The sequence below is a fragment of the Roseateles chitinivorans genome (assembly GCF_050632235.1).
Classification (GTDB): Bacteria; Pseudomonadota; Gammaproteobacteria; order Burkholderiales; family Burkholderiaceae_C; genus Roseateles; species Roseateles chitinivorans_A.
Genome location: NZ_CP192584.1, coordinates 867,302 through 892,225, shown reverse-complemented (window position 1 = coordinate 892,225; position 24,924 = coordinate 867,302). Strand labels below are relative to the sequence as shown.

At 69.0% G+C, this 24,924-nt stretch carries 22 protein-coding genes; 10 read left to right on the top strand and 12 right to left on the bottom strand.

Features of this window, described 5'->3' with window-relative positions; translation table 11 throughout:
* Positions 1–63: 63 nt before the first annotated feature.
* Positions 64–1,137 (bottom strand): AraC family transcriptional regulator ligand-binding domain-containing protein, encoded by a 1,074-nt coding sequence (locus ACQ859_RS03975; protein ID WP_431264690.1) that lies wholly within the window; start codon positions 1,135–1,137, stop codon positions 64–66.
* The gene (locus ACQ859_RS03970) at positions 1,134–2,042 is read right to left on the bottom strand and encodes a GGDEF domain-containing protein (RefSeq protein ID WP_431264689.1); all 909 of its coding nucleotides are present in this window, start codon (positions 2,040–2,042) and stop codon (positions 1,134–1,136) included. The genes ACQ859_RS03975 and ACQ859_RS03970 overlap by 4 nt, the downstream gene beginning before the upstream one ends.
* Positions 2,043–2,229: 187 nt before the next feature.
* On the opposite strand from ACQ859_RS03970, the gene ACQ859_RS03965 reads away from it, so the two are divergent.
* The 3 genes from ACQ859_RS03965 to ACQ859_RS03955 all read left to right on the top strand — a co-directional run bounded on the left by ACQ859_RS03965 (position 2,230) and on the right by ACQ859_RS03955 (position 7,073).
* Positions 2,230–4,863 (top strand): TonB-dependent receptor, encoded by a 2,634-nt coding sequence (locus ACQ859_RS03965; RefSeq protein ID WP_431264688.1) that lies wholly within the window; start codon positions 2,230–2,232, stop codon positions 4,861–4,863.
* Positions 4,864–4,877: 14 nt separating this feature from the next.
* Positions 4,878–6,542, top strand: coding sequence for a phytase (locus ACQ859_RS03960; protein ID WP_431264687.1), 1,665 nt, complete (start codon positions 4,878–4,880; stop codon positions 6,540–6,542).
* A 69-nt stretch (positions 6,543–6,611) separates the two neighbouring features.
* The gene (locus ACQ859_RS03955; protein WP_431264686.1) at positions 6,612–7,073 is read left to right on the top strand and encodes a GNAT family N-acetyltransferase; all 462 of its coding nucleotides are present in this window, start codon (positions 6,612–6,614) and stop codon (positions 7,071–7,073) included.
* Positions 7,074–7,134: 61 nt separating this feature from the next.
* On the opposite strand, the gene ACQ859_RS03950 is transcribed toward ACQ859_RS03955, so the two are convergent.
* Positions 7,135–7,740: a diguanylate cyclase domain-containing protein gene (locus ACQ859_RS03950; protein WP_431264685.1), complete on the bottom strand. Its 606-nt coding sequence runs from the start codon at positions 7,738–7,740 to the stop codon at positions 7,135–7,137.
* Positions 7,741–8,048: 308 nt separating this feature from the next.
* Here ACQ859_RS03950 and ACQ859_RS03945 point away from each other — a divergent pair, with 308 nt between their 5' ends.
* Genes ACQ859_RS03945 through ACQ859_RS03935 form a run of 3 tightly spaced genes read left to right on the top strand, consistent with a single transcriptional unit; the run spans position 8,049 to position 11,801 of the window.
* Positions 8,049–8,603 carry an ECF-type sigma factor gene (locus tag ACQ859_RS03945; RefSeq protein WP_431259690.1) on the top strand — a complete coding sequence of 185 codons (555 nt, stop codon included), beginning with the start codon at positions 8,049–8,051 and terminating at the stop codon, positions 8,601–8,603.
* 58 nt (positions 8,604–8,661) lie between these two features.
* Positions 8,662–11,385, top strand: coding sequence for a protein kinase domain-containing protein (locus tag ACQ859_RS03940; RefSeq protein ID WP_431264684.1), 2,724 nt, complete (start codon positions 8,662–8,664; stop codon positions 11,383–11,385).
* A 29-nt stretch (positions 11,386–11,414) separates the two neighbouring features.
* The gene (locus ACQ859_RS03935; protein ID WP_431264683.1) at positions 11,415–11,801 is read left to right on the top strand and encodes a hypothetical protein; all 387 of its coding nucleotides are present in this window, start codon (positions 11,415–11,417) and stop codon (positions 11,799–11,801) included.
* 17 nt (positions 11,802–11,818) lie between these two features.
* On the opposite strand, the gene ACQ859_RS03930 is transcribed toward ACQ859_RS03935, so the two are convergent.
* Positions 11,819–12,295, bottom strand: coding sequence for a hypothetical protein (locus ACQ859_RS03930; RefSeq protein WP_431264682.1), 477 nt, complete (start codon positions 12,293–12,295; stop codon positions 11,819–11,821).
* A 239-nt stretch (positions 12,296–12,534) separates the two neighbouring features.
* Between ACQ859_RS03930 and ACQ859_RS03925 the strand changes: the two genes are divergently transcribed.
* The 3 genes from ACQ859_RS03925 to ACQ859_RS03915 all read left to right on the top strand — a co-directional run bounded on the left by ACQ859_RS03925 (position 12,535) and on the right by ACQ859_RS03915 (position 15,235).
* Positions 12,535–13,059, top strand: a complete 525-nt coding sequence (locus ACQ859_RS03925; protein WP_431264681.1) for a hypothetical protein — start codon at positions 12,535–12,537, stop codon at positions 13,057–13,059.
* Between the two features lie 200 nt (positions 13,060–13,259).
* Positions 13,260–14,261 carry an RDD family protein gene (locus ACQ859_RS03920; protein WP_431264680.1) on the top strand — a complete coding sequence of 334 codons (1,002 nt, stop codon included), beginning with the start codon at positions 13,260–13,262 and terminating at the stop codon, positions 14,259–14,261.
* Positions 14,249–15,235: a hypothetical protein gene (locus ACQ859_RS03915; protein ID WP_431264679.1), complete on the top strand. Its 987-nt coding sequence runs from the start codon at positions 14,249–14,251 to the stop codon at positions 15,233–15,235. Before ACQ859_RS03920 ends, ACQ859_RS03915 begins: the two co-directional genes overlap by 13 nt.
* Before the next feature lie 117 nt (positions 15,236–15,352).
* Here the strand turns inward: ACQ859_RS03915 and ACQ859_RS03910 are convergent, their stop codons facing one another.
* On the bottom strand, positions 15,353–15,829 hold the full coding sequence (locus ACQ859_RS03910) for a TerB family tellurite resistance protein (RefSeq protein ID WP_431264678.1): 477 nt from the start codon (positions 15,827–15,829) through the stop codon (positions 15,353–15,355).
* A gap of 177 nt (positions 15,830–16,006) precedes the next feature.
* On the opposite strand from ACQ859_RS03910, the gene ACQ859_RS03905 reads away from it, so the two are divergent.
* A complete protein-coding gene (locus ACQ859_RS03905; RefSeq protein ID WP_431264677.1) occupies positions 16,007–16,996 on the top strand; it encodes a hypothetical protein in 990 nt (329 codons plus the stop codon).
* Positions 16,997–17,071: 75 nt separating this feature from the next.
* Here the strand turns inward: ACQ859_RS03905 and ACQ859_RS03900 are convergent, their stop codons facing one another.
* The 7 genes from ACQ859_RS03900 to glpD all read right to left on the bottom strand — a co-directional run bounded on the left by ACQ859_RS03900 (position 17,072) and on the right by glpD (position 24,784).
* Positions 17,072–18,784, bottom strand: a complete 1,713-nt coding sequence (locus ACQ859_RS03900) for an ABC transporter substrate-binding protein (RefSeq protein ID WP_431266456.1) — start codon at positions 18,782–18,784, stop codon at positions 17,072–17,074.
* A gap of 135 nt (positions 18,785–18,919) precedes the next feature.
* Positions 18,920–19,228, bottom strand: coding sequence for a DUF2160 domain-containing protein (locus ACQ859_RS03895; protein ID WP_431259698.1), 309 nt, complete (start codon positions 19,226–19,228; stop codon positions 18,920–18,922).
* Between the two features lie 12 nt (positions 19,229–19,240).
* Positions 19,241–20,053 (bottom strand): carbohydrate ABC transporter permease, encoded by an 813-nt coding sequence (locus ACQ859_RS03890; protein ID WP_067279465.1) that lies wholly within the window; start codon positions 20,051–20,053, stop codon positions 19,241–19,243.
* A complete protein-coding gene (locus tag ACQ859_RS03885) occupies positions 20,046–20,933 on the bottom strand; it encodes a carbohydrate ABC transporter permease (protein WP_431264676.1) in 888 nt (295 codons plus the stop codon). The genes ACQ859_RS03890 and ACQ859_RS03885 overlap by 8 nt, the downstream gene beginning before the upstream one ends.
* A complete protein-coding gene (locus ACQ859_RS03880) occupies positions 20,930–22,063 on the bottom strand; it encodes an ABC transporter ATP-binding protein (protein ID WP_431264675.1) in 1,134 nt (377 codons plus the stop codon). Before ACQ859_RS03880 ends, ACQ859_RS03885 begins: the two co-directional genes overlap by 4 nt.
* The gene (locus ACQ859_RS03875) at positions 22,063–23,133 is read right to left on the bottom strand and encodes an ABC transporter ATP-binding protein (RefSeq protein ID WP_431264674.1); all 1,071 of its coding nucleotides are present in this window, start codon (positions 23,131–23,133) and stop codon (positions 22,063–22,065) included. The genes ACQ859_RS03880 and ACQ859_RS03875 overlap by 1 nt, the downstream gene beginning before the upstream one ends.
* Positions 23,134–23,227: 94 nt before the next feature.
* Positions 23,228–24,784 carry a glycerol-3-phosphate dehydrogenase gene (gene glpD / locus ACQ859_RS03870; protein WP_431266455.1) on the bottom strand — a complete coding sequence of 519 codons (1,557 nt, stop codon included), beginning with the start codon at positions 24,782–24,784 and terminating at the stop codon, positions 23,228–23,230.
* Between the last annotated feature and the right edge of the window lie 140 nt (positions 24,785–24,924).

Genomic DNA, 24,924 nt, shown 5'->3' with positions numbered 1-24,924 from the left:
CAGTCTATGCGGGGCCTCATGCCGCGCGCCGGCGGCAGCCTTCGCGGCTGGGGAAGGACCGGCTCAGAGCAATCCCGGCGTCATCCCCGTCCAGCGCTTGAACGAGCGCCGGAAGTTGCTCTTGTCGGTGAAGCCCAGCGAGCGCGCCACCGCCTCGCCGCGCTGGCCGCGCAGCAGCATCAGGTAGAGCGCGGCGTGCGCGCGGACCTGGTCCAGCTGGGCCTGGTGGTGCGTGCCGAGCTGCGCCAGCTGGCGCTTCAGCGTCGCCGGGCTGACGCCGAAGCGCCGCGCGCTGCGTTCCAGCGAGGGGTCACCGCCGACCTCGGCCAGCAGGTGGTCGTAGAGCGCGGCGAGCTGGCCGCGGGACGCGGCCTCGGGGTCCGCGCCCTGGGCCAGCGCGCCGGCCGCGAGCGCCGGCCGCCCGGGCACCGCGGCACGCCAGGGCAGCGTCGCCGCGGTCAGCGGCAGCCGCATCGCGTCGACCTGGCAGCCGAAATGCAGGTCGGGGCCCAGGTAGGCCGCGTGCTGCGAGAGCTCGCGCGGCCGGGTCCGGTTGAACGAGAAGGACCACGGCAGCGGCATGCCACCCAGCCATTGCGCCATCGCCACGACCGCGCTCATCTGCATGTCCACCAGCAGCGGCTGCAGGCTGGCCGGCGCGCCGCAGGATTCGGTCCAGACGAGCAGCAGTTCGTCGGCGGTCTCGACCAGCCGCGGCGTCAGCAGCGGCGACAGGCGCGCCGGCCAGTCGCAGAGCACCCGCAGCGCCTGGCGCAGATCGCCGGCCTGCTGCAGGGCCTGGCTCGCCAGACCGTAGTGACCGGGCAGACTCAACTGGCCGATCACGAAGCCGACGTCGCGCGCCAGCGGTTGCAGGGCCGCCAGCATCGACAGCAGTTGCCGCGACGACAGTGTCTGGCCCGGCGCGACGCCGCAGCGGCCCAGCCACTCGGCCGGTTCGATCGCGCGGCTGCGCGCGAACTCGGCCAGCAGCGCGCCCTGGTAGGCCCAGGGGATGAACGCATGGTCCGCGCCGTGATGCACCGCGGCCCGCGTCGGCAGGGCCTGACGCAACACGGCCAGGGCGTCCCCGGCCGCGTCGGTCGACAACCGTGGGGCGGCCGCGTCGAGGCTCACCGCAGCCGCTCCAGCAGCCGCAGCAGCTGCGCCTCGGCGTCCTCCTGCGGGTCCAGCGCGGCACTGGCCATGCGTGCGCTCAGGCGCGCGCGGGTGCGGCCGTCGGCGCACGGATGCACATGCGAGGACAGCGCCGCGAGCAGGTCGCCCGACAGCGCGGAATCCGCATTGGGCATCAGCGCCACGAAGCGGTCGGCGGCATAGCGGCAGAGCAGGTCGCCCGCGCGCATCTGCAGCAGCAGCAGCGGCCCGGTGGCTTGCAGCAGGCGATCGGCCTCGGCCAGGCCGTGCTGGCGCGCCAGCGCGGGCAGGTCCTGCCAGCCGAGCATCACCAGCGACGTTCCCGCCGGGTGCACGTCGCGGTCGAGCGCCTGCTGGCGCCGGATCTGGTCCAGCAGGTAGGCGCCATCGCCGAGCTGGGTCAGTCCGTCGATCTGGGCATGCTCGCGGTAGCCCCGCTCGCGGCCGGCGCGCAACGCGTTCAGCGCGAGCTGTTCCTGCCGCCACAGGTGCAGGCCGAAGGTGAGCCCGACCATCCCGATGACGTGGAAGCCCGACTCCATGCCCATCAGCAGCGTGAACGCGCGCGGGAATTTCCAGAACTCGTCCATCAGGTCCGCCCAGCCGCCCAGCAGCATCCCCGACAGGCCCAGGCACAGCCAGGTGGTGACGCGGCCGGCAGGCCGGCTCGCGCGCAGCTGCACCAGCCACAGCGCCAGCATCACCACGATCGAGGTCTCGCTGACGATGTCGATCCAGCGCCAGAGGTCCACCGGCTTGGCCACGGCCCAGTACCCGAAGGACCAGGTGACGGCGGCCATCGCCAGCAGCAGCGCATGGCCGAAATGACGCGAGCCCGCGACCGGCGCGAGCACGAGCGGCGGACGAGGCAGCACGATCTTCATGGCGCGCGATGCTAGGCGGCGCGTGTGACAGTCGCCGTCACACGGCCCGGCGGGGGTCGGATCGGCTCACCGGCCGGACCCGGCGGAGCCGACGGCGCCGGACCTTGCCGAGAATGCCACGCTGTCACGGACCCGCCATCCGCGCTTCCTAACGTGCGCCGCATCCGTGACTCAGCGACCCACTCCCATGCGCACGCCGCCCCGCCCCACCCTGCTCGCCCTCTGCCTGTCCAGCCTGTTCGCCGCCGCTCCGGCGATGGCGCAGCAAAGCGCCGACCCGAAGGCCGACGCCCGACCTGAAGCGAATGCCGGCACCCAGGCCGGAGCGAGGCCCGAGTCGACGTCCGGCGCGAAGTCCGACGGCAAGAACAACCCCAAGGACAACGCCAAGGACAAGACGTCCGAGGCGAAGCAGCTCGAGACCGTCGTCACCGTCGGCCAGGCCGCGGCGCTGCGTTCCGCGCTCGACAAGCAGGCGGCCGCCACCGGCGTCGTCAACGTCGTGCACGCCGACGGCATCGGCCAGCTGCCCGACAACAACGCCGCCGAGGCGCTGGCCCGCATGCCGGGCGTGTCGGTCGAGCGCGACCAGGGCGAAGGCCGCTTCATCCGTGTCCGCGGTCTGGGCCCGGACTACAACGCCGTCAACATCAACGGCGCGCTGACGCCCGCCTCCGAATCGGATCGCCGCGCCCCCGGCCTGGACCTGGTGCCGGCCGGCCTGATCCGCTCGCTGGAGGTGCAGAAGACGCTGACGCCGGACCAGGACGCCAATTCGCTCGGCGGCACGGTGACCGTGCGCACGCTCAGTGCCTTCGACCAGCCAGGGCGCCTGTTCACCATGGAGCTCGGCGGCAACTACGACGCCAATGCCGCCAAGACCAAGCCGCGTGGCTCGGTGGCCTTCGCCGACCGCTTCGCCGGCGGCACGCTGGGCGTGGCGGTGGCGCTGTCCGGCGATCAGCGCCGCTTCGCCAGCGACAACGTCGAGACCGGCGGCGACTGGGACGGCGACAAGCTCAACAGCTTCGAGCTGCGCCGCTACAGCATCACCCGCGAGCGCGTCGGCGCCGCGCTGAACCTCGACTTCAAGCCGGACGAGGCGTCGCTCTTCTACCTGCGCAGCTTCACCAGCAAGTTCACCGACCAGGAGAGCCGCCAGTCGATCGCCGTCGAGTTCGACGAGGCGCAGGCGCCCGGAGAGACCGGCGACGGCACCGTCAGCCGCGGCCTGAAGGCACGCAAGGAGATCAACAAGTCCAGCGCGGCGGTGCTCGGCACCGAACTGTCGCGCGGCGACTGGAAGTTCTGGGCCGAGGCCGGCGCCGGTCGCGCCAGCGAAAGCAAGCCCGACACGCTCGCCTCGTCGTCGTTCACCGCGGACTTCTCCGGCCTGGGCTACACGGACACCGTCCAGCCGATGCCGACCGCCGTCGCCGGCCTGGGCGACGCATCGCGGTACGCCTTCAACAAGGCCAAGATCGAAAGGAGCAATGCCACCGACCGCGTGCGCCACCTGAAAGCGGACGTGCAGCGGGCGTTCGATCTCGGCGGCTGGGACCTCGACCTCAAGACCGGTCTGAAGGCCACGCGCCGCGACAAGGACAACGAGCAGGAGACCTACGCGCCCAGCGCCAAGGTGCTGAAGAAGGCGCCGTACAACCTGACCAATGCGCAGCTCGGGCTGGGCAACTTCGTCGGCGGCGGATCGGTCGACTATCCGTGGACCTCGTTCGGCCCCGGCATCGATGCCGGCAAGCTGCACGGCCTGTATGGCGGCGTCGACCTGAACGCGTTCCGCGACGCGGTCGACTCCACCGTCAACGACTACGGCATGAAGGAGCGCACCGACGCCGGCTATCTGCAGGCCACGCTGGAAAGCGGCGGCACGCAATGGCTGGTCGGCGTCCGCCACGAGCGCGTGCGCTTCACCGCCGACGGCACCGCGTGGAAGGACGGCGTGCTGAGCGCGGTGCACCAGGACACGCGTTCACGCCATTGGCTGCCGGCGGTGCTGCTGCGCCAGACGCTGAACGAAGGCCTGGTGCTGCGCGCGGCGCTGACGCACTCGGTGGTGCGGCCGGCCTTCGGCCAGCTCAGCCCCGGCGTGACCGTCGACGGCGACGAGGCGACCGTCGGCAACCCGCTGCTCAAGCCGCTGCGCGCGCGCAACCTGGACCTGGGCCTGGAGCATCGCCTGGGCCGCGACGGCGCGATGTCGGCCTACGTCTTCCACAAGAAGATCCGCGACTTCGCGTTCCAGACCGATCTGGCGGGCACGCCGGGCTGGGAAGACTTCAGCCACGTCGAGTCCTTCGCCAACGGCGGCGATGCGACGGTGCGCGGCGTGGAGCTCTCCTGGAGCCAGGTCTTGAGCACACTGCCCGCGCCGTGGAACGGCCTGGTGGTCGGCGCCAACGGCAGCTTCGTGAAGTCGCGCGCGACCATCGTCGGCTACGACGGCGGCCAGCCCGTCAGCCGCCGCATCGCGCTGCCGAGCCAGTCCGATCGCAGCGTCAACCTGAGCCTGGGTTGGGAGTCGCCGGCCTTCGGCGCACGCATCGCGCTGAACCACAAGTCGCCCTACCTGCTCGAGGTCGGCGACGTGCTGGACGCCCGCCAGGACCGCAAGGTCGACACGCAGAACCAGATCGACGCCTCCATGCGCGTGCAGCTGACGAAGCAGCTGCAGCTCCAGTTCGAGGCGCTGAACATCGGCAACGAGCGCTACTACGTGTACCAGGGCAGCAAGGCCTTCAACACGCAGTATGAGCAGTACGGCCGGGCCTACAAGCTCAGCCTGAAGCTGGCGATGTTCTGAAGCGGCGGCACACGATGACGATGACGATGGTGAAGAAGACGATCGGCGCACTCGCGATCTCGGCCGCATTGGCGACTGCGATGTCGGTGATGGGGTGGGCGGCTCACGCGGCGGCCCCGGTGGGCGCGGGGGCCGTGTCCGCGACGATGCCGAAGGCGGTGCTCGAACTCGGCAAGAGCGGGCTGCGGCTGCTCGACGACAAGGGGCAGGTGGTGGACGAGTTCGGTGTCCGGGCCAAGCGCTGGGACCGCCGCCAGTTGGCCGACGGGACGACGGTCGCGCTGCTGCAGGACGCCGACTCCGGCGCGCTGCGCCTCATCGAGGTCCGCGACCGTCAGCTGCGTGAACGCGCGCATTGGACGGGTCCGGCCTTCGATGTGGAAGCCGTCTGCCTGTATCTGGAGCCTCGACAGCAGACGCTGCAGGCGTTCCTGCTCGGCAGCGACGGGTTGGCCGAGCAGTGGTTGCTGCCGGCCTCGGGCGAAGGTCCGGGTCGGGGTCAGGTGTTGCGTCAACTCGCGACCGTGCCCGACGCCAAGGGCTGCGCGGTGCGCGACGACGAGGCGACGTTGTACGTCGCCGAGGCGGGCGTCGGCCTGTGGGCCTTCGTCGCGGATGCCGAGCGCGCGGGCCGCGAACTGGTGGCGCCCGGGCTGGCGCCGCAGGACATGGCACTCTGGCTGGAGGCCCGCGCGGCGCAGGCACGACCCGTGATCCCGGTCGCGGTGCCTTCGGCGCAGACCGAGCCGGTGCGCGGTGGCGGCGATGCCGCGGACGACCCGGCGATCTGGGTCCATCCGACGCGACCGGCCGGGAGCCGCATCCTGGGCACCGACAAGAAACGCGGACTCGCCGTCTATGACCTGCAGGGCCGCGAGACGCAGTTCCTGCCGGTCGGCCGGGTCAACAACGTCGACCTGCGCCAGCGCGTGCGCTACGGCGGTCGCGCGTGGGACCTGGCCGTCGCGACGCAGCGCGATCGGCGCAGCGTGCTGCTGTTCGGGATCGACCGCACGGGCAAGGTCTCGACGCTCGCCGAGCTCCCGACCGGACTGGACGAGGTCTACGGCATCTGCAGCGCGCGCAATCCGGCAGGCGGTCTGGACGCCTTCGTCAATGACAAGGATGGACGTGTTTTGCAACTGCGCGTGACGCACCAGGCCGGCGTGTGGTCGGCGCCGACGGTGGCGTCGATGAAGCTGGCGACCCAGCCGGAAGGCTGCGTCGCGGACGAACCCGGCCGGCAGCTGTTCATCGGCGAGGAGAAGCGCGGGCTGTGGCGCGTGGCGCTGGACGCGGACGGCCGGCTCGGCGACGCGGCGCTCGTCCTGCCAGTGGGCGAGGTGCTGCATGCGGACGTCGAAGGCATGGCGGTGCACCGCGGACCGGCCGGCGCCTGGCTGGTGGTGTCCTCGCAGGGCAACGACAGCTACGTCGTGCTCGACGCGGACGCGCCGCATGCGGTCAAGGGGCGCTTCCGCGTCGGACTGAACCCGGCGCGCGGCATCGACGCGGCGTCGGAGACGGACGGACTGGACGTCACCTCGGCCTCGCTCGGCGGCGAATACGGCGACGGACTGCTCGTGGTCCAGGACGGCCACAAGCGCTGGCCGATGGGCCGGCAGAACTTCAAGCTGGTGCCGTGGCGCGAGGTCGTGCGGGTGATCGAGGCGCCTTGATCCCGCGGGCGCGAGGGCTGATGATCCGGGCCTTTTCAACCCGGGCCTCGGCCCTCAGCCTCCTCGCGCATGTCTTCTGATCTCGTCATCCGCCCGATCGCCCCCTCCGACCTCGCCGGCTGGCGGCCGCTCTGGGACGGCTACAACGCGTTCTACGGACGCCTCGGCGAGACCGCCCTGCCCGAGGCCGTCACGGCCACGCTCTGGTCGCGGTTCTTCGACGGGCACGAGCCCGTGCACGCCTTCGTCGCGGTCCTCGAAGGCCGACTCGTCGGCCTGACGCACTACCTCTTCCATCGCAGCACGTCGCGGATCGAGGACACCTGCTACCTGCAGGACCTGTTCACCGCGGAAGCGGTCCGCGGGCGCGGCGTCGGGCGCGCGCTGATCGCGGCCGTCACGGCCGCCGTCCAGGCGCGCGGCGGGCATCGCCTCTACTGGCAGACGCACACGACCAATGCGGCCGGCCGCGCGCTGTATGACCGCGTCGCGGAGCACAAGGGATTCATCGTGTATGGCCAGGACTTTTGACCCGCGAGGGGGAACGACGCCGAAGCCGGCGCACGGTCCGGTTCCGGTTCCGTAGCCGGACTCAGAACGTCCGGCGGCGCAGGTCCTGGCGCGCGCTTTCCGCGAGGTCGGTGCCTCGGGCACCGCCCTCCGGGAAGGACGCCATGCCCATCTGCAGGCGCACATGCATCGTCACGGCGTCCACGCCATAGGGCGCCTTCAAGGCAACCGCCAGACGATGCTGGACCAGGTGCGACTCGGGGATGCCGGCCTCCAGCAGCAGCACCGCGAAGCTCGTCTCGCCGACCTGCAGGACCATGTCGGTCCCGCGCACCCGGCTGCGCAGACGGCGGCCCACGGCCGCCATCAGTCCGTCACGGGCCTCGAGCGCCGCGGCGCGTGCGTCGACGCCCTCGCCGTCCTCGGTGGGTCCCGTCCCGGCGGACGGGGCCGAGGCGTCGGGCGCCTGGCCGGTCGTGTCAGGTTCCACCTCCAGCCACAGCACCGACAGGTGACCGCCATAGCGGCGGCACTGCGTCAGCTGGCGCGAGATCATGAGGCCGAACTCGGCCAGCGAATCCACCCGGGGCACCCAGAGCGCCGGGGTCTGGCGTGGCGGCTTGGCGCAGCCGATCCGGACCTGCTCCACGGCGTCGGCGGGCGCTACGGCGGCGGTGGACAGACTCATGCGCAACTGCTCCAGGCGGAAGACGGGTCACGCCCGCACACCGTTGCCGGCGGTCCGCGGGTGCGAATGATGTGAGGGTGAGGACACGACCCGCTGAAGCAGCCCGATCCATGCCGGCCTCCCTTGCCACATTGACCAAGCCGTGTCCTCATCTATCTAAAACGGATCCTCGACGGCCATCCCGACATCCGCTAACAAATATCCTCTCAGTGAAAACCCTTGAAATGACGCCAGGAGGGTTCGGATCGCGTCATCCGTCGCCCCAAGTTCTGTAACAAGGTCATACGGGGCCGCTAGAGTTCCGCTCCATGAAGGACATCACCGAACTGCTGCACGATGCCGGTCAAGGGGACCGGGCCGCCGCCGACCAGGTGGTGGCGCAGCTGTACGGCGACCTTCAGCGCCTGGCGCGGCAACGCATCCGCCAGGCAGGAGACCTGACCCTGCTGGACACCACCGCGCTGGTGCACGAGGCGTGGCTGCGGCTCGCCGGCGCGCAGGGGCAGACCTTCCCGGACCGGCGCCACTTCCTGGCCTATGCGGCCCGCACGATGCGTCACGTGGTCATCGACCTGGTGCGCGCGCGCCAGGCCGAGCGCCGCGGCGGCAACCAGCCCGACCTGACGCTGAACACCGCGGTCGTCGAGGGCACGCCGCAATCCGACGACCACATCCTGCGCGTGCACGAGGCGCTGGACGAGCTGGCGACGATCGATCCGCGCCTGGCGCAGGTGGTGGAGATGCGCTACTTCGGCGGCCTGCTTGAGCAGGAAATCGCGGAAGCCCTCGGCGTCACGGAACGGACGGTCCAGCGCGACTGGCAGAAGGCGAGAATCCTCCTCTCGCTGAGCCTCAAGGACTGACCCCCGGGTCGGCGCCGGGGCTCGTTCCCACCGCACACGACGCAGAAGACGCCCACCGATGGACGCACTCGATAAACAGCGCTGGATCGCGTTGAGTCCGCTGCTCGACGAACTCCTGGACCTGGAGGGGCCGGACCGCGCCCGCCGGCTGGCGGAGATCCGGGCCGGCGACGTCGCGATGGCCGAGCACCTGGAGGCGCTGCTGGCGCGCGACGAGGCGCTGAACGAGGACGCGTTCCTGGAGCAGCCCGCGGCGGAGTCGCTGCAGGGGCCGATCCCCTCGGCGGTGCCGCCGCTGGACTTCCGCGGCGAGTCGCTCGGTCCCTACGAGCTGGAGCGCGAGCTCGGCCAGGGCGGCATGGGCGCGGTGTGGCTCGCGAGCCGGGCCGACGGCCGCTTCGAGGGCCAGGTGGCGGTCAAGTTCCTGAAATCCGGGCTCTTCGGCAAGGGCGACAGCGGGCGCTTCGAACGCGAGGGCCAGATCCTCGCGCGGCTGTCGCATCCCAACATCGCGCGGCTGCTGGACGCGGGCGTGCACAACGGGCACCAGCCCTACCTGGTGCTGGAGTATGTCGACGGCCTGCCGATCGACCGGTACTGCCAGATCAACGCGCTGGACGTCGAGTCCCGCATCAAGCTCTTCCTCGACGTGCTGGCGGCGGTGGCGCACGCGCATTCGCGGCTGATCCTGCACCGCGACCTGAAGCCGAGCAACATCCTGGTCACGCACGACGGACAGGTGAAGCTGCTGGACTTCGGCATCGCCAAGCTGCTGGACGACGCGACGCAGTCGGGCATGGCGACCGAGCTGACGCAGCGGGCGGGCAGCGCGTTCACGCCGCAGTACGCGGCGCCGGAGCAGGTACAGCAGGCCGACGTCACGACCGCGACCGATGTCTACGCGCTGGGCGTGCTGCTGTACCAGCTGCTCGGCGGACGCCACCCGACGGCGGACGACACGCAGACCCACCTGGACCGGCTGCGAGCCGTCGTCGAACTGGTGCCCAAGCGCTTGTCCGATGTGGCGCGGGATCAGCTCGATCCGGTCATTGCGCGGCAAGCCAAGCTGCTCAAAGGCGACCTCGACACGATCGTCAGCAAGGCGCTGAAGAAGCGACCGGCGGAACGTTATGCGAATGCTGAATCGATGGCGGTCGACCTTCGGCATTGGCTTGCGCACGAGCCGATCACGGCAAGACCTGACACGCGGTTCTATGTGCTCAGGCGGTTTGTGCGCAGACATCGGCTAAGCGTGGCGGCGAGCAGTGTTGCCGTGCTCGCGATGATGTCGCTGACCGGGGTCAGCGTGCTGCAGGCCAGACGAGCGGAACGGGCGGAGCACCAGGCGCAGGAACGGAGGCAGCAGGCGGATGACCAACTCAGCTACATGCTGGGTGAGTTTGCCGACAAACTGCGTCCCGTAGGCCGTCTGGACTTGCTGGACAGCGTCGGCAGCAAAGCGCTGTCCTACCTGGCGCAGAACGACGAGGCCTCCGTGCAGGAGCGGTTGCAGCGTGCGAAGGCCCTGACGGTGATCGGAGAAGTCCGAGTCTCAAAACGGAACTTCCAAGAAGCGTTGCAGCCCTTGCTTGCCGCCAGCAAATTGCTGGAAGGTCCTGTGCCGGAAGGTGAACTGCTGGGACCGTGGCTCAAGTCAAAAGGAGCGGCGGCGTTCTGGATCGGACATGTCCATTACTACACGCGCGAACTCAATCGCGCGAGCGACGCGTGGTTGGAGTATCGCGATGCCGTGCAGGCGTGGCTGGACGCCAAGCCTTCCGATCGCGATGCGGTGATGGAGTTGTCCTATGCCTACAACAGCTTGGGCACAGCACGTCAGAATTTGGTCGATCTGGAAGGTGCTGCTGACTATTTCCGCCGCTCGATCGAGCTGAAGAAGCGCGGCATGTCAATGGGCGGAGCAACGGATCCGGGGGTACGCCTTGAATATGCGGACAGTCTCAGCTGGCTGGGAAGCGTCTATCTTCAACAAGGGTTGAATGAGGCTGCGGAACGGCTGTTCTCAGAGGGCTCCTCGATCATCGCTGAGGTGCGATCCGCCGCCCCCCAGAACAACGGATGGGCTTATCGGGAAGCGATCATGCGTCGCTGGCGTGCCGATGCTCTGCTGCTGCTCAAGGAACTGCAGGCCGCCCGCAACGAGTCCCGGGCCTCGCTGGACATTCTGCAGCGCATGCAGACGCAGGATCCGTCCAACATGCAGTGGCGGCTCAATCTGCTGATCAGCGAGGTGTTGGATCTGGACGTCAGGGCCAACATGCTGACCGCCGCGGAGCGCCTTGCTCAAGGGCGTTTGCTTCAGGCAAGGTGGGATGAATTCAGCAAGGAAGCTCAGAAACCCGGGGGACGTACGTTGGAATCGCGCGCGCGTTTGCTGACGCTGATCGCCCAGGCGCGCGCGGACATCGGAGATCCCAAAGGCGCCATCGAGGGACTGGATGTCGCTGCGCGTGAACAGATTGCGCTCATGTCTACGCAAGGCACCGACCTGAAGTTCATCGCGATGTACGTCGGGCTTCGTCAGACCCGCATTGCTATTGCCGGGAAGTTGACTCGCGAGGGGCACCCGGACGCCGCGACACTGACCGCGTGCCGCGAGATCGATGACGCGATCGTGAAGATAACCCCAGCGATCCGGGTTCATCAGCAGATCACGGCGGCTTGGGTTGAGGCTCAATCCTGCCTGGGACACGGAGAGCGGGAAGAGGTGAGGCGCGCGGCAGCTTGGCTGCTGCGGGATCGATCCGCCCAACCCTCCTGACCAATATTCCATTCACCAAGGAGAGGGAAATGACATATAGCGTCTACGTCGAAGGCAACATCAGCGAGGACGGCAACTTCGCCGACTGCAAGTACTTCCGCGACCGCGAGGCCACGCAACCCATCGACGGTTCCGAGATTCACATCCCGACGGATGCGGGCGGATGCATCTTCGGGCAGGCCGACACCACCACCCTGCTGCTGATCGGAGCCACATTCAAGACCATCGGATCGGCGCCGGGCATGAATGCCAGCAATTTCTCGCCGGCCAGTGACGAGAACGAAGTAACGATCGTGATGCCGACCACCTCCGTGATCACTAAGGGTGTCGTGCTGCTGTTCTCGACCCCGGGATCGGTGCAGAACCTCTATCCGAGCAGCGATCCGCAGGTCCTGAACGACGGCGTGGGCTGCTGATCTGAGGCCGGATGCCGTCAGCGCGACGGTCCGACCGACGGCGCGAGACTCGGGAGAGCCTCCTCCGCCATGGCCCGTCCCAGCCGGGACGGGTTCACCCGATCCATCACGCGCGCATCGAGCGCGAATTCCTTCTGCTGCGTGTAGGCCACCGCGCCTATCCTCGGCTGGCTGCCGACCGCCTGCGGCCCGAGCATCCCGAACACCGGATAGACGCGCAGCCGCGCGATCAGCAGTCCCTGCGCCGCATCGGCGAACACCGCCGTCTCCAGCACCCGCGTGCAGCCGCGCCGTTGCACTTCCGCCAGCAACCCCTGCAGGTTGCGCGGCACATCGGTCGCGGACACCGGCAGCACCACGTTGACCACAGGCAGGCCGGCGGCCATGAGCGGCTCTCGCGCCGCGAGGTTGAAGGCGCTGTTGGCCTCGTCCCAGCGCCGGTTGGCCGCGGGCTGGTCGGGATCGAAGTTGCGGCCCTGACCGAAGAGCATCACGCACGGCGCGCCGTTCGCGGTCGGCGCCGAAGCCGGTGCCGTCGCGGCCGCGACGGGGGCGCCACCGGCCCCTGCGCCCGCGCGGGCGGTGACGCCACGGCCAGCACACCGGCGGCAGCAACAACGGCAACAGCGGCAACAGGCGCAAGCGCCTTTCGGAAGTGCGGTCTCGACATGGCTCGGATTGTGCGCCGCGGAGATCGCCGCACAATGGCCGGTCCCCCTTGCTGGAGAGAGCGATGCGCGAATGGACAAGCCTCGGCCCCCTGGCCGCGACGACCGTGGCCGTGGTGGCCGCCGCGGCGCTGGGCGGCTGCGCCACGCCGGTGAAAGACGAACGCATGCGCCCCGGCACGACGACCGCCGCCGAGGTGCAGCAGTACTACGGCCCGCCGACGCGCGTCTGGCCGGAAGCCGACGGCGGCCAGACGCTGGAGTACGCGACGCAGCCCTTCGGCCAGACCTGCTACATGGTCCGCGTGGATGCGCAGGGCCGCCTGGTGCAGGTGACGGATGGCCTGTCCGCCGCCAGCCGCGCACGCATCGTGCCGGGCCTCACGCCCGAGCAGGTCACGCGGATCCTCGGTCAGGACCGGAAGCGCGTGTTCTTCAAGCTCAGCGGCGAGGACGTCTGGGACTGGAACATCGCACCGGAGATGAACGGCTACCTGCTGCGCTTCAACGTCCACTTCAAGCAGGGCGTGGTGGTGCGGACCTCGCAGAGCGTGGTCTATCCGGATCGGCGGTTCCTGTGGGATGACTGACCAGGTGGAGGGCGCGGTGCCGGCGTGACCAGTCGCGCCACTCCCGCGCTCCTCGCGTTCTCCTCCTGCTCTCCTCCCAAAGGGGAAGTCCCTCCGCTCCCCTGTGACGGAATCAATACAGCCGGTGCGCTGTCGTGGAAGCGACGCACGGCGCGGTTCACTCCCTCTTTACACTTCGCGCCCAAGAGGGAGAGAAGAGGATGTCGAACCAATCCGTCGGCCTGGCGCCCCGCGCACTGGCCATGGTCATCGACGGCGCATTGATGATCGCCGCGAGCACCTTGTTGATGTGGGCCGTGTACGGCGACCCGGTGTCGAAGTGGAACGACCTGCGCCCCGGCACCATCGCCATCAACTGGCTGCTGCCGCTGGTCGTCTGCGTCGTGTTCTGGAGCTGGCAGGGCGCCACGCCCGGCAAGCTGGTCGCCGGCATCAAGGTCGTCGACGCCCGCAGCGGCGGCCGCCCGTCGCCCGCGCAGGCCCTGATCCGCTGGTTCGGTTATCTGCTGTCGGCGATCCCGCTGTTCGCCGGTTTCCTGTGGGCTCGCGTCGACGCCGAGGGACGTACCTGGCATGACCGCCTCTCCCGCACCGCCGTCGAACGCAGCCGGGAGGCGCCCGCCGACGGCGAAGGCCTGCTCATCGGCTACATCGCCAGCCACTGGCGCGGCGAGCAGAGCCTGGCGCAGAGCTTCTGGATCAACCACGTCCTCCTGACCTGGCCCCTCGCGGCCGGCGTGCAGGGCCTGGTGGCCTGGCTCGCCACCAAGAGCGACGGCCTGCAGGGCGTCGCGATCGCGCTGCTGATCGTCTGGCCGCTGCTGATCCTCGTCGAGATCTGGAGCGCCGTCGGCACGTGGCGCTCGGTGAGCGGCTATGTCGAATCCGGCGGCTCCTTCCTGATCTCCGGTCTGGCGCGCCTGTCCCTGCTGGGCTCGTTCCTGCAGATCGCGTTCTCGCTGGCGCTCGGCGTGTTCGGGGAACTTCCCGAGCTGTGGAAGCTCGCCCGCGGCATCGACCCGATCGGCAACGTGCGCCTGGTCGTCAGCGCCGACGGCCGCACGATGCAGCTGAACGGCCCGATCGGCGCCGGCGACGCCGGCCGGCTGAGGACCCTGTTCGAAACCTCCCCGGGCGTGCGTCTGCTGGAAGTGGCCTCCCCGGCGGCCGCGTCACCGAGGCCGAGCGCATGGTCACGCTGATCCGCCAGCACGGCGTCGGCACGCGCGCGACCGGCAATTGCGAAAGCGCCTGCACGCTGATCTTCCTGGCCGGCAACAAGCGCCAGCTGATGCCGGGCGCGCAGCTGGGCTTCCACCGCGCCAGCAGCGGCACCTTCAATCCGGCCTTCGACGAGATCGCCAACCAGGAGCTCGCCCGGACCTACCGCCGCATGGCGCTGCCGGAGGAGTTCATCCAGAAGACGCTCAACACGCCGTCGCGCACCATGTGGTATCCGCCGCCGGTCGAGCTGGTGCGTCACTCGTTGATCCAGCCGCCGCCGAGGACGCTGGATGTCGCGCTGCCCGACGGCGACAAGCCCGGCCAGTACGCGCCGCTGAGCGATTACGTCAACGCGCTGCGGGCCAGCGATGCCTGGTTCCGGCTCGACCAGCGCTTCCCCGGCCTGATCGACGATGCCGCCGGCCGCATGCGCGCGGCCCACGTCGCGCTGGCCGGTTCGGAGCTCGCCGTCGCCGGCGCGCAGATCGCGGCGCAGAGCGCGCTGGCGCCCAACGTGCGCGAGATGCTGCTGAACGGCTCGCGCGACCTGCGCCGCCGTTACCTGCAGGTGGTGCGCGCGCAGCTGACCGCGGCCCAGGCGCTGGGCGCCGAGACCTGCCAATCGTGGTTGTCCGGCTCGCCCGTGCCGCGCCGCCTGCTGCCGGAAGACGCGATGGCGCTGGAAGCCCTCTGGCTGACCGATGCCGCCAGCGAAGTCCTCCCCACGCGCGCCCGCGCGCCGCAACCGACGCCGCTGGAACTCGAGGTCGTGAGCCGGACCGTCGGCGCCACCGCCTCGGGGGCGTTCTCCAAGCTGTGGACCGACGGCGAGGCCGGGCCCGCGCCCATCACGTGCGAGCGCGCCGGTCAGGTGCTCGACCACATCCAGCGCCGGACGGTGGGCGCACCGCGCGAACTGGCGGAGCGGGTGGTGTTCCAGAACGCGCGCTGAGCCCGGTGCCCGGCAGGGACCTCTCTGCCGTCACCCTCGAGAAGGCCCTCCTCCGGAGGGCCTTCGCGTTTACGGGGGCGGGCGATGGAGGCGCCGCGCGGCGGCCGTCGCAACCGGTCAGCTGTCCTCGCCGAGCCCGGCGGCCGCCTTCGCGCGGATTCGCGCGTGGTAGCAGGCGCCCTGCGGGATGTGCAGCAGGTCGGCGATGCGCAGCATCGTGTGGCGCTCGATGTCGCCGAGCGTGCCGTCGGCGTAGGCCACGCCCCACATCAGCTCGATCAGGCGCAGCTTGGCCGGCATGTCCCAGCGCTCGTCGACCGGCGAGGTGAAGGCGAACAGGTCGGACGCCGTGCGGGCGGTGCGTTCGGCCTGCGCGGTCAGCGCATCGGCCTCGTCCCCGGACATCGCGAACAGCGCCGTGAGGGCCTTGCCCACCGCGGCGCGCTCGACGCCGGCGTTGTCCGCGTCGGCACGCATCACCTCGACCAACAGCACAGCGGCCGCCAGCGGCAGCGACGGCGCGCCGCCGCGCGAGCCGCCGAACGCATCGTCGGGCGTCAACGTGTCGAAGAGATCCATCAACGACTTGAACATGGGGAGATGGTGGCATGGCCCGCCCGCGAGGCCTTACGCACGACTTAAGCAGGCCAGCCAGAGGACGATCCCGCCCTCCCCCGTCAGTGTGTGTAAGCCTTTACAGTGGCCGCCCTCCCGAGGGCCCGCGACCATCCGTGCCGACGGCACTCACGCCGTCTTCACAGGGAGAGTGTGTTGAAGAAGATCCTTCTGCTCGCGGCCATCCTGCTCGCTGCACCGCTGGCTCAGGCGGACTACAAACCCATCGTCCAGGATCGCTACTACACGGCCACGGTCGCCGTGAACGGCGGCAGCGCGTCCTACCGCCAACCCTGGCTGGTCGGAAACGGCCTGTCCTCCGTCGCCAACGACATCGTCACGCTGCCCGCCTCATTGCAGAGCGGCATCAACGCCGAGCTCGACAAACTGCTCAAGGAGAAGTACGGCGGCTTCCTCATCAACGGCACCTTGACCGGCCCGTTCAACCTGCATCTCTATCCGAATGCCGGCTACGTGCTGAGCGACCTGACCGGTCCGACCTACGTCGGCGTCGGCCGGGCCACCCGCAAGGAGTTCGGCGTCACCATCACCTGCCAGGTCACCGTCACGCTGCGCGACATCCTGATCCGAGCCCAGTTCGGTTCCGACGGCAGTGGCACGCCCAACGAGCGACTCGGCATCACCGCCACCACCTCGTCGACCTCGATCTGCGACAACAGCCTGGGCTGGGTGCCGTTCCTGGGCGATCTGCTGAACAGCGTCATCGAGGGCAAGATCAACGACGCCGTCGGCAGCGGCGTCAAGCAGTTCACCAACGACGTGGCGTCGAAGTTCTTCTTCCTGCGGGACGTCAACTTCCAGAACGGCTTCGATCGCCTGCTGGCCAACGTGCCCAACCCGACCCGGCCCGACGGCACGGTCATCTTCCCGCTCCGGGAATTCGTCCGCGACAACGTCGCCTACCTGCTGACCGGCGCGGACATGACGCTGTCCCTCGGCACCTGGGCACCTGTGAACGTCAAGCCGGGCGTCGGCGAGCCGCACGAGACGGTGCTCGTCGGCACGTTGCTGAGCTGGAGCGTCAGCTCCCAGGCGGTCAACTTCAGCGCCAGCCTCACCGATACCGCCGTGGTGCGCTGGCAATACATCTGCCCCAACAACCGCCCGATCTGCAGCGCGCCCTGACTTGCGGATCCCGTAACGACAAAGGCCGCGCCCGGGGGCGCGGCCTTCTTCATGCGATGACGCGAAGGGGCGGACTCACCGCACCTTGCCGTCCTTCCACGCATTCAGCAGCTTCTCGTAGGCGATGGTCTCGCCCTTGGGCTTCTCGTTGGCCAGCTTGGCCCACGGCGCGCCCTTGTCGGACAGCCACTTCTTCGGGTCTTCCTTCTTGTTGAGCTTGGGCGCGCACTTGGCCATGCCGGCGCGCTCCAGACGCGCCATGACCGCGTCCATCTCGTCGGCCAGCGTGTCCATCGCGGCCTGCGGCGTCTTCTCGCCGGTCACCGCCTGCGCCACGTTCTTCCACCAGAGCTGCGCCAGCTTCGGGTAGTCCGGCACGTTGGTGCCCGTCGGCGTCCACGCCACGCGCGCCGGCGAGCGGTAGAACTCGATCAGGCCGCCGTACTTGTTGGCGTTCTTGGTGAAGTAGTCGCTGCGGATGTCGCTGTCGCGGATGAAGGTCAGGCCCTGGATGCTCTTCTTCAGGCTCACCGACTTGGCCGTCACGAACTGCGCGTACAGCCAGGCCGCCGCCGTCTTGTTGGCGTCATGCCCGCTGAAGAAGGTCCAGCTGCCCACGTCCTGGTAGCCGTTCTGCATGCCGTCCTTCCAGTACGGCCCGTTCGGTCCCGGCGCCATGCGCCACTTCGGCGTGCCGTCGGCGTTCACCACCGGCAGGCCTGGCTTGACCATGTCCGCCGTGAAGGCCGTGTACCAGAAGATCTGCTGTGCGATCTGGCCCTGCGCCGGCACCGGACCCGATTCCCCGAAGGTCATCCCGGTGGCTTCCTTGGGCGCGTACTTCTTCATCCAGTCGACGTACTTGGTCAGCGCGTAGACCGCCGCCGGCGAGTTGGTCGCGCCGCCGCGCGCCACCGAGGCGCCCACCGGCGTGCACTTGTCGTCGGCGACGCGGATGCCCCACTCGTCGACCGGCATGCCGTTCGGAATGCCCTTGTCGGCCGCGCCGGCCATCGACAGCCACGCGTCGGTGAAGCGCCAGCCCAGCGACGGATCCTTCTTGCCGTAGTCCATGTGGCCGTAGATCGGCTTGCCGTCGAGCGTCTTCACGTCGTTCGAGAAGAACGCGGCGATGTCCTCGTACGCGCTCCAGTTCAGCGGCACGCCCAGGTCATAGCCGTACTTGGCCTTGAACTTGTCCTGCAGGTCCTTGCGCGCGAACAGGTCGGCGCGGAACCAGTACAGGTTGGCGAACTGCTGGTCGGGCAGCTGGTAGAGCTTGCCGTCCGGCGCCGTCGTGAAGCTGGTGCCGATGAAGTCCTTCAGGTCCAGGTCCGGATTCGTCCACTCCTTGCCCGCACCGGTCATGTAGTCGGAAAGATTCATGATCTTCCCGTACCGGTAGTGCGTGCCGATCAGGTCGGAGTCGGAGATCCACCCGTCGTAGATGCTCTTGCCCGACTGCATCGAGGTCTGCAGCTTCTCGACGACGTCGCCTTCCTGGATCAGGTCGTGCTTGACGGTGATGCCGGTGATCTCGGCGAAGGCCTTGGCCAGCACCTTGCTCTCGTACTCGTGCGTGGTCAGCGTCTCCGACACCACCGAGATCTCCTTCACGCCCTTGGCCTGGAGCTTCTTGGCCGCCTCGATGAACCACTTCATCTCGGCCGTCTGCTTGTCCTTGGACAAGGTCGACGGCTGGAATTCGCTGTCGATCCACTTCTTCGCCTCAGCCTCGCCGGCCCATGCCGTCGTGGCGCCCAACGCCAGCAATGCGGCCACGGCCAGCGCGGAATACTTGCTCTTGTTCACGCTTGTCTCCTGTGTCTGTCGAATCTCCCCCTGCATGAGGACGAATCGCGGCTCCGGGGGAACGGGAAAGCCGAATTCCTTGAAGCTTCAACTACTCGAACACCTGCTCGTTCAACCCTTGCGCAAGATCAGGCCCAGCACCAGCATCGACGCGACGAAGCTGATCCACACGCTGGGCTCGGCCTCGAGCTGGAACCACTCGGCCATCTTCGCGCCCAGGCCGACGAAGGCCAGGTTGAGGTACGCGGCCGTCAGCAGGCCGATGAACAGCCGGTCGCCGCGCGTCGTGCGCATCGGCAGCCAACCCTTGCGCAGCGTCGTCGGCGACTTGATCTCCCACACCGTCATGCCGATCAGCATCAGCACCACGCAGCTGAAGAAGACGGCCACCGGCGTTGTCCACACCATCCAATCGAACATCGTGGACCTCCCTTAGACACGGCCCATCGCGAAACCCTTCGCGATGTAGTGACGGACAAACCAGATGACGATCGCACCCGGCACGATGGTCAGCGTACCGGCCGCGGCCAGCGTCGCCCAGTCCATGCCGGAAGCGCTGACGGTACGCGTCATCGTCGCGACGATGGGCTTGGCGTTGACGCTGGTCAGCGTGCGCGCCAGCAGCAGTTCCACCCAGCTGAACATGAAACAGAAGAACGCCGCCACGCCCACGCCCGCCTTGATCAGCGGCAGGAACACGGTCAGGAAGAAGCGCGGGAACGAGTAGCCGTCGATGTAGGCGGTCTCGTCGATCTCGCGCGGGATGCCGCTCATGAAGCCTTCCAGGATCCACACCGCCAGCGGCACGTTGAACAGCAGATGCGCCAGCGCGACGGCGATGTGCGTGTCCATCAGCCCCAGCGTCGTGTAGAGCTGGAAGAAGGGCAGCAGGAACACCGCCGGCGGCGTCATGCGGTTGGTCAGCAGCCAGAAGAAGACGTGCTTGTCGCCGAGGAACGAATAACGGCTGAACGCGTACGCCGCCGGCAGCGCCACGGCGACCGAGATCACCATGTTGATGCCGACGTAGATCAGGCTGTTGATGTAGCCGCTGTACCAGGACGGGTCGGTGAAGATGGTCTTGTAGCTGGCCAGCGAGAAGTGCTGCGGCCAGAGGCTGAAGCTGGAGAGGATCTCCTCGTTGGTCTTGAAGCTCATGTTGACCATCCAGTAGATGGGCAGCAGCGCGAAGAGCAGGTACGCGATCAGGAAGATCGTGCGCTTGCGGAAACGGCGTTCATCCATGGCCGGCCTCCATCGACTTGTCTTGGGTCCCGAGCGACTGCATCCAGTTGTAGAGGATGAAGCACAGCAGCAGGATGATCAGGAAGTAGATCAGCGAGAACGCCGCCGCCGGGCCGAGGTCGAACTGGCCGACCGCCTTCTGCGTCAGGTACTGGCTGAGGAAGGTGGTCGCGTTGCCGGGACCGCCGCCGGTGAGCACGAAGGGCTCGGTGTAGATCATGAAGCTGTCCATGAAGCGCAGCAGCACCGCGATCATCAGCACGCCCCGCATCTTGGGCAGCTGGATGTAGCGGAACACCGCGAACTTGCTGGCGCCGTCGATGCGCGCGGCCTGGTAGTAGGCGTCGGGGATGGAGCGCAGTCCGGCGAAGCACAGCAGCGCCACCAGCGGCGTCCAGTGCCAGACGTCCATGATGAGCACCGTCACCCAGGCGTCGGTCGCGTCGCCGGTGTAGTTGTAGTCCACGCCCAGCGCCTGCAGCGAGGCGCCCAGCAGGCCGATGTCCGCGCGGCCGTAGATCTGCCAGATCGTGCCGACGACGTTCCAGGGAATCAGCAGCGACAGCGCGACGATCACCAGCACCAGCGATGAGCGCCAGCCCTGCGCCGGCATCGACAGCGCCAGGCAAATGCCCAGCGGGATCTCGACCAGCAGCACCGCCAGCGAGAAACCCAGCTGGCGCAGCAGCGCGCCATGGAGCTCCTCGTCGCGCATCACCGCGGCGAACCACTCGGTGCCGACGAAGACGCGCCGCTCGGGCGAGATGATGTCCTGCACCGAGTAGTTCACCACCGTCATCAGCGGCAGGATGGCCGAGAAGGCCACGCAGATGAACACGGGCAGGACGAGGAACCAGGCCTTCTGGTTGATCGGTTTCATGCGAGGCCCTCCGTGGTCGCCGCGATCAATCGCTCGTCGGCGCCGTAGAAGCAGGTATGGGGATTGAGCACGCGCAGCGCCACGGTGGCGCCGGTCTCGGGCGGCTGCGCATGGGCGGACAGGCGCGCCTTCAGCGTGTGCGGGCCGACCTTCGCGGTGAGCAGCCAGTAGGTGCCGATGTCCTGGACCTGGCTGACCACGCCGGTGATCGTGCCGGGCAGCGCGGGGACGCCGTCGCTCACGTCGTCGACCTCCACGTATTCGGGCCGGATGCCCACCATGAACGGCTCCGCGCGAGACAGGGCCGCACCGGAACCCGGAGGCACCGAGCCGGCCACCGGCTGCCCGGCGACGCTCAGTCCGCCGCCGTCCTCCAGCGCCGCCGGCAGGAAGTTCATGCCGGGCGAGCCGATGAAGTGGCCGACGAAGCGGTGGCTCGGGCGCTCGAACAGCTCGCCCGCCGAGCCGACCTGCACCGCGCGGCCGCGCGTCATGACGACGATCTGATCCGCGAAGGTCAGCGCCTCGACCTGGTCGTGGGTGACATAGATCAGCGTGAGCTTGAGCTCGTTGTGGATCTGCTTGAGCTTGCGACGCAGCTGCCACTTCAGATGCGGATCGATGACGGTCAGCGGCTCGTCGAAGAGCACCGCCGAGACGTCCTCGCGCACCAGCCCGCGGCCGAGCGAGATCTTCTGCTTCGCGTCGGCGGACAGGCCCGAGGCGCGCTGGTTCAGCTGGCCGTTGAGTTCGAGCATCTCGGCGATCTTGCCGACGCGCGCCTTGATCTTGTCGGCCGCCACGCCGCGGTTGCGCAGCGGGAAGGCGAGGTTCTCGGCCACCGTCATCGTGTCGTAGATGACCGGGAACTGGAACACCTGCGCGATGTTGCGCTGCTGAGGCGTCAGCGCGGTCACGTCGCGGCCGTCGAAGCGCACGCTGCCCTGCGAAGGCCGCAGCAGTCCGGAAACGATGTTCAGCAGCGTCGTCTTGCCGCAGCCCGACGGGCCGAGCAGCGCGTAGGCGCCGCCGTCCTCGAAGCTCATCTTCAGCGGCAGCAGCGCGTAGTCGCTGTCCTCCTTCGGATCGGGACGGTACGCGTGGGCGAGGTCCAGGTCGATGCGGGCCATCAGCGGGCTCCCCGGCGCTCGGGGGCGCGTGTCAGCAGGCCGGCCGCGTCGAAGACGTGGACGTGGGCAGCGTTGAGGTAGAGCGTCAGCGGCGCGCCGAGCTCGAAGTCGTGCACGCCGGTCAGCTGCGCGACCAGCTCGCCGATCTGCGTGCGCGCGTGGACGAAGGTGTCCGAGCCGGAGATCTCGGCCAGCTCGACCTCGCCCTGGATCGCGATGTCGCCGGGCCGCTGCGTGACGTGCAGCGCGCTGGCGCGCACGCCCACCGTCACGCCGCCCTGCCCCGGCAGCGCCAGGTCGAGGCCTGGCCGCAGCTGCAGCCGGTCACCCATCCCCTGCGCGATGAGCAGGTTCATCGGCGGATCGCTGAAGGCGCGTGCGACGCGCAGCGACGCCGGGCGATGGAAGACCTCGGCGGTCGGGCCGTATTGCAGCAGTTCGCCGGCATCCATCACCGCGGTGTAGCCGCCGAGCTGAAGCGCCTCGGCCGGCTCGGTCGTCGCGTAGACCACCGTCGACTCCCCGGCAGCGAAGAGCTGGCCGAGTTCCTCGCGCAGCTCCTCGCGCAGCTTGTAGTCGAGGTTCACCAGGGGCTCGTCCAGCAGCATCAGCGGGGCCTGCTTGGCCAGCGCCCGTGCGAGCGCGACGCGCTGCTGCTGACCACCGGACAGCTGCGCGGGCAGCTTGTCGAGGTGCATCTCGATGTGGAGCTTGTCGGCGAGCTCATCCACGCGCTTGCGGATGGCGTCGCGGTCGAGCTTGCCGCGCAGCTTCAGCGGCGACGCGATGTTGTCGCGCACGCTCATCGACGGATAGTTGATGAACTGCTGGTAGACCATCGCGACGTCGCGCTTGCGCACCGGCCAGCCGGTGACGTCCGTGCCGTCGACGGTCACCGTGCCCTCGCTGGGCTTGTCCAGGCCCGCCATCAGGCGCATCAGCGTCGTCTTGCCGGCCTGCGTCGCGCCCAGCAGCACGGTGACCGCGTTCGGCACCAGCCGGAGGTCCATCGGGTACAGGTGCTGCTGCGCGCCGACCTTGTGGCTCACGCCGCGCAAGGTCAGCTCCATGATGTCGGCTCCATCGATGTGTCTCTTCGCATGTCGTTCTTGTGGATCGGTCTCTGGATCGGAATCTCGGCCCGGCGCCCGCGCCGGGGTCAGGTCATGCCGCGGCGGCCGGCGGCTTGGCCCAGAGGTGCTCGCGTTCGGCGAACCACTGGACCACCGCCATCCGCTGCCCCTCGGTGTAGTGCAGCCCGAGCTTGGAGCGGCGCCACAGGACGTCGTCCGCCGCGCGGGCCCATTCCTCGCGGACCAGGTATTCGAGTTCCGCCTGGTGCAGCCCGGGGGCAATTTCCGGACCAAGGTCGTCCAGCCGTTCCGCGCCGCCGAGCACGCGCCCGAGGCGCGCGCCGTAGGCCCGCGCGAGACGGCGGGCCAGCGACGGCGGCAGCCACGGATGGCGCTGGCCGACGGCGGACAGCAGGCGCTGGAAATCGGTATCGGGCCTCTGCGGCGCGCCGATCCAGTCGCGCAGGTCGCCGCCGGGCAGGTGCGCATGCTCGGTCCAGGCGCGGCGGCGGTCGCCGAGCAGATCGCCCAGCAGATCGGCCGCGTCCTCGGCCAGCTTGCGGAAGGTCGTGATCTTGCCGCCCCACACGCTCAGCAGCGGCGCGCCGCCGTCCGAGTGCGTCTCCAGGAGGTAGTCGCGCGTCACGGCGGACGGGTCGCCGGAGGCGTCGTCCAGCAACGGGCGCACGCCGGCGTAGGTCCACACCACGTCCGAGGCGACCACCGGCTCGCGGAAGTAGCGGCTCGCCTGCTCGCAGAGGTAGGCGATCTCGCGCTCGTCGATGCGCGCCTTGCCGAAGCCGGCCAGCGCGTCCGGCGCCAGCTCCACGTCGGTCGTGCCGATCAGCGTGAAGTCGTCTTCGTAGGGGATGGCGAAGATGATCCGCTTGTCCGGGTTCTGGAAGATGTAGGCGTGGTCGTGCTGGAAGCGCTTGTTCACGACGATGTGACTGCCTTTGACCAGGCGCAGGCTCTTGGTCGCGAGCGCTTCGCCGCGCGCAGGCGCGGCGACTTCGCGCAGAAAACCTTCGGCCCACGGGCCGGCCGCGTTGACAAGCGCGCGCGCCTTCAGCGTGCGGTCGCCGTCGGCACAGCGCAGCGTCGCGGTCCAGTGGTCCGCGTGGCGCTTCGCGGCGGTGACGGTCGTGCGGGTGTGCAGCACCGCGCCGTGCTCGCGTGCGTCGAGCGCGTTCAGCAGCACCAGCCGCGCGTCGTCGACCCAGCCGTCGGAATAGACGAAGCCCTTGGTGTATTCGGCCTTCAGCGGCTCGCCGTAGGGGGAACGGCGCAGGTCCACGCCCTCGGAGCCCGGCAGCACCTCGCGCCGCGCCAGGTGGTCGTACAGGAACAGGCCGATGCGGATCATCCAGGCCGGGCGCATCGCCGCGTCGTGCGGCATCACGAAGCGCAGCGGCCACATGATGTGCGGGGCGCTGCGCAGCAGGACCTCGCGCTCCTGCAGCGCCTTGCGCACGAGCGAGAACTCGTAGTACTCGAGGTAGCGCAGCCCGCCGTGGATCAACTTCGTCGAGGACGACGAGGTGTGCGCCGCGAAGTCCGACGCTTCCGCCAGCACGACCTTCCAGCCGCGGCCCGCCAGATCACGCGCGATGCCCGCGCCGTTGATGCCGCCGCCGACGACGAGCACGTCGCATTCCCCGTCCGCGCCAGAGGCGCCGGAGGCGCCGGACGCATCGAGCGCACCGGCGGTGCCTGCATCGGGAGCGGCGCGGTCGGTGGAAATCGGGTCGGGGAACGAGGCGGCGGTCAAGGTGTCTCCTTGGATCG

What these genes read in the sequence shown, in the direction of transcription:
- ACQ859_RS03970 (WP_431264689.1), bottom strand. Translation starts at nt 2,042, where the DNA reads ATGAAGATCGTGCTGCCTCGTCCGCCGCTCGTGCTCGCGCCGGTCGCG.
- ACQ859_RS03965 (WP_431264688.1), top strand. Translation starts at nt 2,230, where the DNA reads ATGCGCACGCCGCCCCGCCCCACCCTGCTCGCCCTCTGCCTGTCCAGC.
- ACQ859_RS03960 (WP_431264687.1), top strand. Translation starts at nt 4,878, where the DNA reads ATGACGATGACGATGGTGAAGAAGACGATCGGCGCACTCGCGATCTCG.
- ACQ859_RS03955 (WP_431264686.1), top strand. Translation starts at nt 6,612, where the DNA reads ATGTCTTCTGATCTCGTCATCCGCCCGATCGCCCCCTCCGACCTCGCC.
- ACQ859_RS03950 (WP_431264685.1), bottom strand. Translation starts at nt 7,740, where the DNA reads ATGAGTCTGTCCACCGCCGCCGTAGCGCCCGCCGACGCCGTGGAGCAG.
- ACQ859_RS03945 (WP_431259690.1), top strand. Translation starts at nt 8,049, where the DNA reads ATGAAGGACATCACCGAACTGCTGCACGATGCCGGTCAAGGGGACCGG.
- ACQ859_RS03940 (WP_431264684.1), top strand. Translation starts at nt 8,662, where the DNA reads ATGGACGCACTCGATAAACAGCGCTGGATCGCGTTGAGTCCGCTGCTC.
- ACQ859_RS03935 (WP_431264683.1), top strand. Translation starts at nt 11,415, where the DNA reads ATGACATATAGCGTCTACGTCGAAGGCAACATCAGCGAGGACGGCAAC.
- ACQ859_RS03925 (WP_431264681.1), top strand. Translation starts at nt 12,535, where the DNA reads ATGCGCGAATGGACAAGCCTCGGCCCCCTGGCCGCGACGACCGTGGCC.
- ACQ859_RS03920 (WP_431264680.1), top strand. Translation starts at nt 13,260, where the DNA reads ATGTCGAACCAATCCGTCGGCCTGGCGCCCCGCGCACTGGCCATGGTC.
- ACQ859_RS03915 (WP_431264679.1), top strand. Translation starts at nt 14,249, where the DNA reads ATGGTCACGCTGATCCGCCAGCACGGCGTCGGCACGCGCGCGACCGGC.
- ACQ859_RS03910 (WP_431264678.1), bottom strand. Translation starts at nt 15,829, where the DNA reads ATGTTCAAGTCGTTGATGGATCTCTTCGACACGTTGACGCCCGACGAT.
- ACQ859_RS03895 (WP_431259698.1), bottom strand. Translation starts at nt 19,228, where the DNA reads ATGTTCGATTGGATGGTGTGGACAACGCCGGTGGCCGTCTTCTTCAGC.
- ACQ859_RS03890 (WP_067279465.1), bottom strand. Translation starts at nt 20,053, where the DNA reads ATGGATGAACGCCGTTTCCGCAAGCGCACGATCTTCCTGATCGCGTAC.
- ACQ859_RS03885 (WP_431264676.1), bottom strand. Translation starts at nt 20,933, where the DNA reads ATGAAACCGATCAACCAGAAGGCCTGGTTCCTCGTCCTGCCCGTGTTC.
- ACQ859_RS03880 (WP_431264675.1), bottom strand. Translation starts at nt 22,063, where the DNA reads ATGGCCCGCATCGACCTGGACCTCGCCCACGCGTACCGTCCCGATCCG.
- ACQ859_RS03875 (WP_431264674.1), bottom strand. Translation starts at nt 23,133, where the DNA reads ATGGAGCTGACCTTGCGCGGCGTGAGCCACAAGGTCGGCGCGCAGCAG.